We start from the raw sequence: 9,712 nt of genomic DNA on the forward strand, positions 1-9,712 counted from the left end.
CATTACCTTTTGATGATACACTTGGTCGGACACGCCTCAGCAGCATCAGCTATCTGGCTATGTGGGCTTGTCTGATCGAAGGTAGCTAGGAATTTGTCAACGCTACACCCGGATTCAGGATACTTGTTCTCACAGATTTTACAACCAATACAACCAACAGTACATACTTTTCGTACCTTTCCGCCTGGTTCATGGCTGTTGCATTCAATAGCGTATTCACTATCTTCATAGATCATGTGCATTACCCCAGTTGGACAGATCTGTACACACTTTTCGCAGCTGATACACTTCTGCTCATCAACGATGATGTATCCCTCAGCATCCCTGCTGATGGCATCGGTAGGGCAAACCTTGATACAGGAACCAAGATGCAGGCAAGCTGTCTTGCAGCTGTAATCCCCGCCAAAAAGCAGGAACGCTGCATTGCAGTCTTCAAGACCCTCGTACTCATAGCCTTTCGAACTCACCTCGACATTTCCGCGGCACATGACGTGAGCAACTTTCCGTCTTGTTTCACCCGAGGCATCCACTTTTTCTCCCATGATCTCAGCCATTTTCGCCACCAGATCAGGACCTCCAGGACTACAAAGTCCGATTGGAGCCTCCCCAAGAGCAACAGCGGCAGCATAGGCTGCACACCCTGCATACCCACAAACACCACAGTTTATTCCGGGCATGATTGGTTCCAAAGCCAAGACTTTTGGATCTTTCTTGACTGCCAACCTTTTTTCTGCAAAGGAGAGACCGAATCCGAAGATTCCACCTAAAACGGCGACTACAATGATTGCCATTACAATATTCACAACGATCCCCCTTATACCAGATGTAGATTGGTAATCAATGACTTGTCAAAAGCCATGAAGGCCAAAGACATCAATCCAGCAGAAATGAAGGCAATGGGAACGCCGCGATATGCTTTTCTTACCGGCTGTAGATCTAGTTTTTCGCGAATATTACTCATAAGAACGATAGCCAAGGTGAAGCCCAAACCAGCAGCAAGCCCTCCCGTAAAGGCTTCCATTACATTGTATCCATTCGTGATATTGATGATGGCAATACCCAAGACAGCACAGTTGGTGGTAATCAGGGGAAGATAGATACCCAAGGCCTTGTACAAGGCAGGGCTAATCTTCTGGATTACCATTTCCAACAATTGCACCAAACTTGCTATTACGAGGATGAAGGTGACCGTTTGAAGGTACTCAAGACTGAAAGGGACCAATAGAAAATAATAAATCGCCCAAGTGATCACTGATGCAACAGTAGTTACAAAAGTTACCGAAGCCCCCATACCAATTGCATTCTCACTGTTCTTCGAGACACCTATGAAGGGACACATGCCCAAGAACTGTGAGAAAATGAAGTTATTAATAAAAATAAAGGTTAATAGTATTGCGATATAACTCATTTTATTTGTCCTTCTTACGTGAGGAGTTCCAATCGAAGAACGCCTTCAAGAAACCCATGATCAACAACGCACCAGGAGCTAAAGAAAACACCCTAATCGGATTGTCGTAAAACCAAGGAATATTGATTACACCACTGAAGTTGCCCATGGGAAACAGGGTGATGGTACCAGAACCAAACAATTCACGAATCAAGGCGATCAGCGTCAAACCCAAGGCAAAGCCAATGGACATGCCAATGGCATCCAACATGCTATCAACGACGGTGTTCTTGCTCGCAAACGCTTCAGCTCTTCCCAAAATGATACAATTTACGACAATCAAAGGAAGGTACACTCCCAATGCATTGTAAACAGAAGGCACATACGCATGCATCACCATCTGTATAAATGACACCAAGGAAGCAATGACAACAATATATGCAGGAATATGAATTGAAGCCGGGATGATTTTTCGCAGTGCTGAGATAATCATATTACTAAAAAGCAAAACGAACATTACACCTGCAGACATACCAATTGCATTCGAAACCTGTGTAGAAACACCAAGTACCGGACACAATCCCAGCATCAATACGAAAATTGGATTATCCTTGAACAATCCTTTGGAGAGTTCTTTCATCTTGCTCATTTCACACCTCCGAGATTTTTCACATAGGTGCTCCCTGCTTCAATCGCTCTGGAAACTGCTCCAAATGTGATGGATGCCCCACTGACCGCTTGAGCTTCAGCATCTGTGAGCATGGTTTTATCTGTTGGAACAGGGGTATCATCTCCAGTTCCTTGAAATTTTTCCATATAGGACGTTTCTGCAGCTTTTGCTCCAAGGCCAGGGGTCTCACTATGAGTCAAGAGTTGTGCAAACATCATTTCGCCCGAAACCTTGTAGGAAGCAACCAATGTCATCTGTCCACCATATCCAGCACTTTTCAATCCAACAATATACCCTGCCAGTTGCCCATCATCGGTAAGGTCGATGGTATAGGTAACATAGGGGTCGGCTTCGACCGGCTTCTCGCTTCCAATCGCATACCCATTGCTTACTGCTGTCAGTGCCAACTGTCTTTGCTCAAATTCATAGTGCTGAATCACCGGTGCGGTGATTGAATTCGTCAATGCCAAGGCAAAGGCGCTTACCGCGCAGATGGAAAGCAAAATCAAACCATATTTTATGTTCTTCGTCATGCCCTTGCCTCCTTCTGCTTCTTTCTAAACGCTCTGGTGTCACCAAATTTACGAGGTATGATATATCTGTCTATCATCGGCGTGAAGATATTCATCAAAAGAATGGATACAGAGACAGCCTCAGGCATACTGCCGAAATATCTGAATAGGAAGGTAAAGAACCCGCATCCAAGGGCAAACACGATTTGGCCTTTGTGGCTGATTGGACTGGTAACATAATCGGTGGCCATGAAAATGGCTCCGAGCATCAGCCCGCCACTAAAGATTGAAGAGAGGAAACTTCCTCCAAACATTCCCAGGCCAGAAGGAATTCCACCAAATATCCAGCTCAATATTGCGGTAGAGAGAAGATACGTTACCGGAATATGCCAAGTAATGATCTTTCTTGCCAGCAGATAGAGGCCACCAATAAGCAAAGCCAGTGCACTCACCTCTCCGATACACCCGGCAACATTGCCAAGGAAGGTATCAATGGTAAAAGCTGATATGCCGGTCATGGCTGAAAGATTCTGTGCCAGGTCGGTCGCAGGATAACCCATTGATGAGAGCAATGAACTGCCATCAAAACCCAATGTTCCCCCTGAAACGGCAGTTTTGCTCAATGAGAGAGGGGTTGCCGAAGCAAGTGCATCAGGAAGTGCCGAAGCAAGCGTTCGGGGAGCAACATAGCTGCTCATCGGTGTCGTAAACGAGAAGAAAACGAACACACGACCTGCGAGGGCAGGATTTGCCCAGTTGGCACCAAGTCCACCAAAGACCCATTTTGCCACAAAAATGGCAAAGACACTGGCAAGGAACGGGATGAACAAGGGCACCGAAGGACTCATGTTCATTCCAACCAACAATCCGGTTAAAAACGCTGAACCATCCCACAGGGTATATTCCTTGTACAACTTGCCAAGCAGGTACTCACTCAACAATGCTGTGAGAATGGACACCCCAAGCACTAAAAGCGACCTGAAGCCAAATACATACACACCCCAAAGAGAAGCAGGTGCAAGCGCGAGTGAAACACTCCACATAATGGATGCGGTATCCGCCTTCGCATGGAGATGCGGCGAAGAGGAAACCGTCAAGGTAGGTTTATTCATTTCTTCTTTCTCCCCAATTTCTTTCCAGTCTTCATCGTATGCACCAGCGGAAGATGTGCAGGACAGACATAGGCACAACACCCACACTCCTTGCAATCCATCAACGAGGTATTCATTGCTTCCTCATACTCGCCATTGGAGATATAGCGATACAGCTTTGCAGGCATCAGAGCGATCGGGCAAGCAGCCACACAACGACCGCAATTGAGACAAGCAGTCGAACGATATTTCTTTTGCGCACCGAGGGCAAGCAGACCACTGGATCCCTTGGTCATTGGTGTTTCAGTATCAAAGAAAGAGAAGCCCATCATGGGCCCCCCACTGATCAGCTTCTCCGGTTCCTTGGAGAAGCCTCCACAGAAATCGAGCAGGTCACTCATCTTTGTTCCTACCGGGGCAAGAACATTCTTTGGGTTGGCGATACACTCACCAGTTACACTGATAACCCGTTCATAGAGGCTCTTCTTCAATACAATTGCTTCATAAATGGCATTACACGTACCGATATTCGACACTACTGCACCTACATCCAGGGGAAGCTTGCCTGAAGGAATCTCGCGGTTTAGGATGGCCTTGAGCAACTGCTTCTCATCGCCTTGGGGATACTTCATTTTGAGCCCGACAATCTCAATGGGATATCCTTTCTCTTTGACTATCTCCTTGAGATGGTCAATGCAATCGGGTTTGTTCATCTCGACACCAACGATAACTCGTTCAGCCTTGACAATCTTGGCAACAATCATGGCGCCTTCAAGGGCTTGTTCGCCTTTCTCCAACATGATTCTATAGTCAGCTGTAAGATACGGTTCACATTCAACCCCATTGACCACGAAACTATCGACTTTCTTGTCTTTCGGAATGGAGAACTTTACATGGGCCGGGAATGTCGCTCCTCCCATACCAACGATGCCCATATCCTTGATACTGCTGAGCAACTCGCTCCCATCAAGACTTTGCCAATCCACTGTTTCTTCAGGATCAGCGGGTTGCACCTCATCGGGGACAATAACAAAAGCGTCACACTGGACGCTGTTTGCAAGGGTAACCTTGCGTATTTCCTTGATGCTTCCCGAGACTGGAGAGTGAACATCACTACTGATAAAACCTGAAGCTTCCCCAATCTTTTCGCCTTTCATTACAGTATCCCCTTTTGCTTTCAGTGCTTTAGCAGGGGCTCCAAGATGCTGGGACAAAGCAACAATCAGTTCCGAAGGCATGGGTAATCGTTCAATTGCCGCTGAGCGACTGTATACCTTTCTATCGTCTGGATGCACACCACCCTTGCTGAACGTAGGTATTCTTTGCATGCATAACGCTCCTTCATGTAGGTGATTAATAGTACAGAATGCATATTTTAACAAATGCTGTTCTATTGTACAAGAAATTCGGTATAATGAAAACCATGAATCGAGTATTTAAATATGCGTTCTGGAAATTAAAGGGCATTAAAGTATATGCTTTGGTCGGCAAGAGCGGGACAGGAAAAAGCTTCCGTTCCAAACTGATAGCCCAGAAATTTCGTATAGATCTAATCATAGACGATGGTCTCCTTATTGGTGGGAATCGCATCATTGCTGGTAAATCTGCCAAGCGTGAAGATAACATGCTTTCCGCTGTCAAGACTGCTGTCTTCGATGATTCGGAACACCAGAGGGAAGTAAAACAAGCACTCAGCAAACAGAAATATCATAGGATCCTCATTATTGGAACCAGTGAGAAAATGGTGTATAAAATTGCTGCCCGTCTTAATCTTCCCCAACCTGAAAAATTGATGCGTATCGAGGATATTGCAACGAAGGAACAGATTGACACTGCCATGCGTATCCGCTACAGCGAAGGGAAACATGTAATACCTGTTCCTTCCATTGAAATCACCCGTAACTATCCACAGATTGTATATGACACGATGCGCGTATTCTTCAAACATAAAAGACAAGTTCCCTTTCAACGCAGGAATGTCAGCTTTGAGAAAACCATCGTACGTCCTGAATTCAGCAAATACGGCAAGACCACGGTGAGTGAAGCCGCATTGACGCAGATGGTCGCTCACTGTCTTGATGAGTTTGACAGTCAGATAAAAGTAAAACGGGTGCAGGTGCAGATAAAGGCAGAAGGCTATGCTCTCACGGTCAAGCTACGTGTACCGATGCAACACCAAATAGCCACTACCCTTGGGGAGCTTCAGGAATACATAGCAGACAGCCTTGAAAAATACGGAGGCATCTTCGTATCGAGTGTAAATATAGAGATTGAGGAATGGGGTTAGAGGTCATGTGCCTCTGCACTGCTTCTCGGCTGATTGTTGGTTTCTCCCCCACCTTTTTGGGTGGGTGTTCCTTTTTTGGGACCCCTACGGTTGTTCCTTCTGCGTGAGCCGGCTTGTACCTCCCCTGCAACCTCAGCCCTCCCCTTTCTCTTTGGGTTGGGCTTCCTTCGTTGGGGAACCCGATTCGCCGGTCTGCGCATTCTGACACAGTTTCGTGGGGTCTTGAACCCACGCTCCGTCAGTAAACGCTCACTGGCCAACTCAATATCATAATTGGAAGGGGTCATTGGACTGATCAAAACCTTGATCTGCCGGAATGTCTCCTTGAATCGTTCATCGGGACTCAAATGATCATCAGCAAAGATGACCAATGGGTCCACCAACGCCTTGATCATATCAGCGAGTTCAACCTCATCACTCTTCCCCTGCTTTGCAAGCATGACCTTTTTATCCAGTTCCTCCAGACTCTTCTGAACTTGGGGAAAATTGCAATAGACGGAAAAAGCAGGAAGCATGAATACGAGAAGCTTGTATCGATTCAATTCATTGAAGATCTTAACACTATAGCCGCTTGCGAGGATCTTGTTTACCTCCTCAGTCAAACGGCTGGTGGACACCCGTGAGAGCTCCCCCGAATGCTTTCGGATTGCTACACGAATATTCCAACGAAGCGTAAAACCGGTGATAGATGCATATTTGATAGCCCTGATCATACGAACAGGATCCTCATTGAAGGTCTCATCCAAGGGAATGATAGAACTGATGCGCTTTTTCTTGAAATCCTCCATGGCATTGTTGAAATCTAACAATTGTCCGTTGGTAGGGTCATAGTACAGGCTATTGACCGAGAAATCACGGCGTTTGGCATCTTGGTCTATGGAACCGAATACGTTGTTGTTCCCTTCCATAGCTTCTTCACCGCTCCTGAAGGTGGAAACCTCCAGCACCTTGTCCTTAAACACAAGATGTACCAACTTGAAACGCTTCCCGATAATCCTGGCATTCCAAAACAGACGTTGAATCTGGCGTGGGGAAGCACTGGTTGCCAGATCAAAATCCTTGGGGGTGTTTCCCAGCAACAAGTCCCTGACAGCTCCCCCTACCAAATAGGCTTCAGCACCGGAGTTTTGCAGTTTTCGGATAGCCCAGAGGGCATCACGATCGATTAAATGATTAGGTATTTTGTGTTCGTTTTGGGTGTAAATATTCGCAATAGGTAGCGTTTTCCCATGTTCGTCTTGTTTGTATCGTATCAGCATATCGCTCTCATAGAAGTATTAGGGTGTGGAAAGAACCGCATATTGCAGTGCACAAGCGATTCGTTATACACTCTTTGTACACCATCCACACCAAAAACACAACAGGAGTATGAATCAATGAGCAAGGAAACGAAGGCAAAGAGCATTATAGAACCACGGGTTCTCAAAGGCTTCAGAGACTTTTTGCCCTCCATGGAAATTCCGAAGAAAGCAATCACCAACAACCTTGAGAAACACTTCAGGTCCTATGGATTTGTTCCCATCGATACTCCTATCCTTGAATATACTGAAGTCCTTCTTGGAAAAGGTGGTGGGGAGACCGACAAACAGATCTTCCATTTCAAGGACAATGGGGAGAGGGATGTTGCCCTTCGCTTCGACTTGACCGTTCCATTCGCCCGATTCCTTGCCCAACACCAGAGTGAACTCTCCCTTCCCTTCAAGCGTTTCCATATAGATAAGGTTTGGAGAGGAGAAAATCCCCAGAAAGGCCGGTACCGTGAATTCACCCAGTGTGACTTTGACATTGTCGGAGTGGACAATGCTGAGGCTGACTTTGAAATCCTTTCCATGATGGATAGTTCCTTCTCGGTCATGGGTGTGCAGAATTACCAATTCTGCATAGCACACCGAGGACTGTTCAACACCTTTCTCGCTCACCTTGGATTGCTTGAAATGAGCGTTGAGATTCTCAGGACGGTGGACAAACTGAGAAAAATTGGAAAAGAGGAAGTACAAAAGCTCTTGCATGAGCTCACTGGAGAGGGAGAGAAAGCCAATGCCATCCTGCAGTACATCAGCAAAGAGGATGAAAAGGAGCCATTCCTTACCACCCTGGACAGACTTACTGCCCTCGCAGGTGGAGAAAATCCCCACAGTGAACGAATGAGAACCATTTACTCATATCTGCATGAGGCTGGGATTGAGGAACACTTCACCTTCGACCCCTCGATCACACGGGGATTGGACTACTACACTGGGATTGTGTACGAAACGTTCCTTACCGAACTACCCCATTTCGGTTCGGTATGCAGTGGAGGCAGATACAACGATCTGGCTGGTCTTTATACCAAGGAAGAACTTCCTGGAGTTGGAAGTTCTATCGGCTTGGATCGTTTGCTTGCAGCTCTCGAGGAGCTGGGCAGCCCCATCGTATCATCAGCAAGCTCTGCTGATGTGGCAATTTTCAATACCGATGTGAAGCATTTTTCTCACTATGATCGTATCGCCCGAGTCATGCGAAAGGATGGTCTGAGGGTGGCCATCTATCTACTCAACAAGAAAATAGGAGTCCAATACAAGTGGGCTGAAACCAATGCAATACCGTTCGCTGTCCTACTCTCAGAGGATGATGTACTCTCCTCCACCCTTACCGTGAAAAACCTGAGGACTAGAGAGGTGCATAATGCTCTCTCTATAGAGGCGGCAATTGCTCTTATAAGAAAGAGCACGAGAAGACTCACGACTTTAGGCGGGAGATGATAGTGCTCATACGTTTTTCTGATTGGCAATAAAATTGCTAACAGTATCAGATGAGACCGCTCCCACACTGCCAATGTAATAGGAACGGGCCCAGAGTGTTGGCAGTCTGCTCCTCAACCACCTCCGCCTCTGCCTCAATGTTCTGGAAGTGAACCCTTTGAGCTGGTTGACCACGAACTGCGGAGCATATGCGGGGGTCGAGGATACGGACAGGTGAAGATGGTCCGGCATGGTCTCCAGCTCCCTTGCCTTTTCCAAGAGCAATGTCTTAACCTCATCCTCGATTCCAGCCAGTACGGGCCTTCGGTATTTGGGACAGAAGACTATGTGGTAGGAGAGGGAATACACGGCATGAAAACTTGTGTATCTGTCTTTCGTCATACTTGTAAAATAGCATCGAATGACATATGATTGCAATAGAAATAAATGTTGAAGACCTATTCCTATCGCCTATATCCCGAAGCGTCTCAGATTCAGTGTCTGTCCAGGACATTCGGCAGTGTGCGCTTTGTTTACAACAAGCTTCTGGAGATGAGGATCAAGGCCTACCGGAGGAGAAGGGAGTCCCTCTCCTGCTTCGAATGCAACAAGAGAATCAAAAGTATTCTCAAGAAAGCCTACCCCTGGCTTGGCGAGGTCAACTCCCAGGCCCTGCAGATGGCATCGAGGAATCTGGACACCGCTTACAAGAATTTCTTCCAAAGAAAGGAAGCGGGCTTTCCAAGGTTCAGGAAACGAAGCGGACGCCAGAGTTTCCAATGTCCCCAGAACTGCAAGGTTGATTTCCAGAAGCAGGAGCTGTATGTCCCCAAGGTCGGTTGGGTACCCTGTGTATTCCATAGAAGGTTCAAAGGGGAAATCAAGACGGTCACCATTGTCAAGGAACCAAGTGGAAAGTACTTTGCCAAGGTTCTGGTGGAAACCACAGCAGTCCCATATCCGGTCGAAAAACCCATACTGAGGGAAACCACAGTCGGTATCGACCTTGGCATCAAGACCCTGGCCGTATGTTCCAACGGCATGG

General features: G+C 46.8%; 11 protein-coding genes. 3 read left to right on the forward strand and 8 right to left on the reverse strand.

The annotated features are described in order from the left end of the window. Positions 1-2: 2 nt before the first annotated feature. The 6 genes from DYP60_RS09140 to rsxC are packed head-to-tail and all read right to left on the reverse strand — an operon-like array spanning position 3 to position 4,988. Positions 3-803, reverse strand: coding sequence for an RnfABCDGE type electron transport complex subunit B (locus DYP60_RS09140; RefSeq protein ID WP_206363122.1), 801 nt, complete (start codon positions 801-803; stop codon positions 3-5). 11 nt (positions 804-814) lie between these two features. Further along, positions 815-1,408, reverse strand: coding sequence for an electron transport complex protein RnfA (locus DYP60_RS09145; RefSeq protein ID WP_117330700.1), 594 nt, complete (start codon positions 1,406-1,408; stop codon positions 815-817). A 1-nt stretch (position 1,409) separates the two neighbouring features. Further along, the gene (gene rsxE / locus DYP60_RS09150) at positions 1,410-2,036 is read right to left on the reverse strand and encodes an electron transport complex subunit RsxE (RefSeq protein WP_117330701.1); all 627 of its coding nucleotides are present in this window, start codon (positions 2,034-2,036) and stop codon (positions 1,410-1,412) included. Continuing rightward, positions 2,033-2,590, reverse strand: coding sequence for an RnfABCDGE type electron transport complex subunit G (locus DYP60_RS09155; protein WP_117330702.1), 558 nt, complete (start codon positions 2,588-2,590; stop codon positions 2,033-2,035). The genes rsxE and DYP60_RS09155 overlap by 4 nt, the downstream gene beginning before the upstream one ends. After that, the gene (locus tag DYP60_RS09160; RefSeq protein ID WP_117330703.1) at positions 2,587-3,681 is read right to left on the reverse strand and encodes an RnfABCDGE type electron transport complex subunit D; all 1,095 of its coding nucleotides are present in this window, start codon (positions 3,679-3,681) and stop codon (positions 2,587-2,589) included. Before DYP60_RS09160 ends, DYP60_RS09155 begins: the two co-directional genes overlap by 4 nt. After that, the gene (gene rsxC, locus DYP60_RS09165; RefSeq protein WP_117330704.1) at positions 3,678-4,988 is read right to left on the reverse strand and encodes an electron transport complex subunit RsxC; all 1,311 of its coding nucleotides are present in this window, start codon (positions 4,986-4,988) and stop codon (positions 3,678-3,680) included. Before rsxC ends, DYP60_RS09160 begins: the two co-directional genes overlap by 4 nt. Before the next feature lie 86 nt (positions 4,989-5,074). On the opposite strand from rsxC, the gene DYP60_RS09170 reads away from it, so the two are divergent. Further along, positions 5,075-5,947, forward strand: a complete 873-nt coding sequence (locus DYP60_RS09170) for a hypothetical protein (RefSeq protein ID WP_117330717.1) — start codon at positions 5,075-5,077, stop codon at positions 5,945-5,947. Here DYP60_RS09170 and DYP60_RS09175 read toward each other — a convergent pair. After that, positions 5,944-7,206, reverse strand: a complete 1,263-nt coding sequence (locus DYP60_RS09175) for a tRNA nucleotidyltransferase/poly(A) polymerase-related protein (protein ID WP_117330705.1) — start codon at positions 7,204-7,206, stop codon at positions 5,944-5,946. The genes DYP60_RS09170 and DYP60_RS09175 overlap by 4 nt on opposite strands. 117 nt (positions 7,207-7,323) lie before the next feature. On the opposite strand from DYP60_RS09175, the gene hisS reads away from it, so the two are divergent. Further along, on the forward strand, positions 7,324-8,688 hold the full coding sequence (gene hisS / locus DYP60_RS09180; RefSeq protein ID WP_117330706.1) for a histidine--tRNA ligase: 1,365 nt from the start codon (positions 7,324-7,326) through the stop codon (positions 8,686-8,688). Positions 8,689-8,694: 6 nt separating this feature from the next. Here hisS and tnpA read toward each other — a convergent pair whose 3' ends face one another. Further along, positions 8,695-9,069: an IS200/IS605 family transposase gene (tnpA, locus tag DYP60_RS09185; protein WP_117330707.1), complete on the reverse strand. Its 375-nt coding sequence runs from the start codon at positions 9,067-9,069 to the stop codon at positions 8,695-8,697. Positions 9,070-9,114: 45 nt separating this feature from the next. Here tnpA and DYP60_RS14760 point away from each other — a divergent pair. Further along, positions 9,115-9,712: RNA-guided endonuclease InsQ/TnpB family protein (locus DYP60_RS14760; protein WP_133299323.1), on the forward strand; the 598-nt coding region annotated here is incomplete at its 3' end.

It is taken from the genome of Sphaerochaeta halotolerans (assembly GCF_003429665.1).
Lineage (GTDB): Bacteria > Spirochaetota > Spirochaetia > Sphaerochaetales > Sphaerochaetaceae > Sphaerochaeta > Sphaerochaeta halotolerans.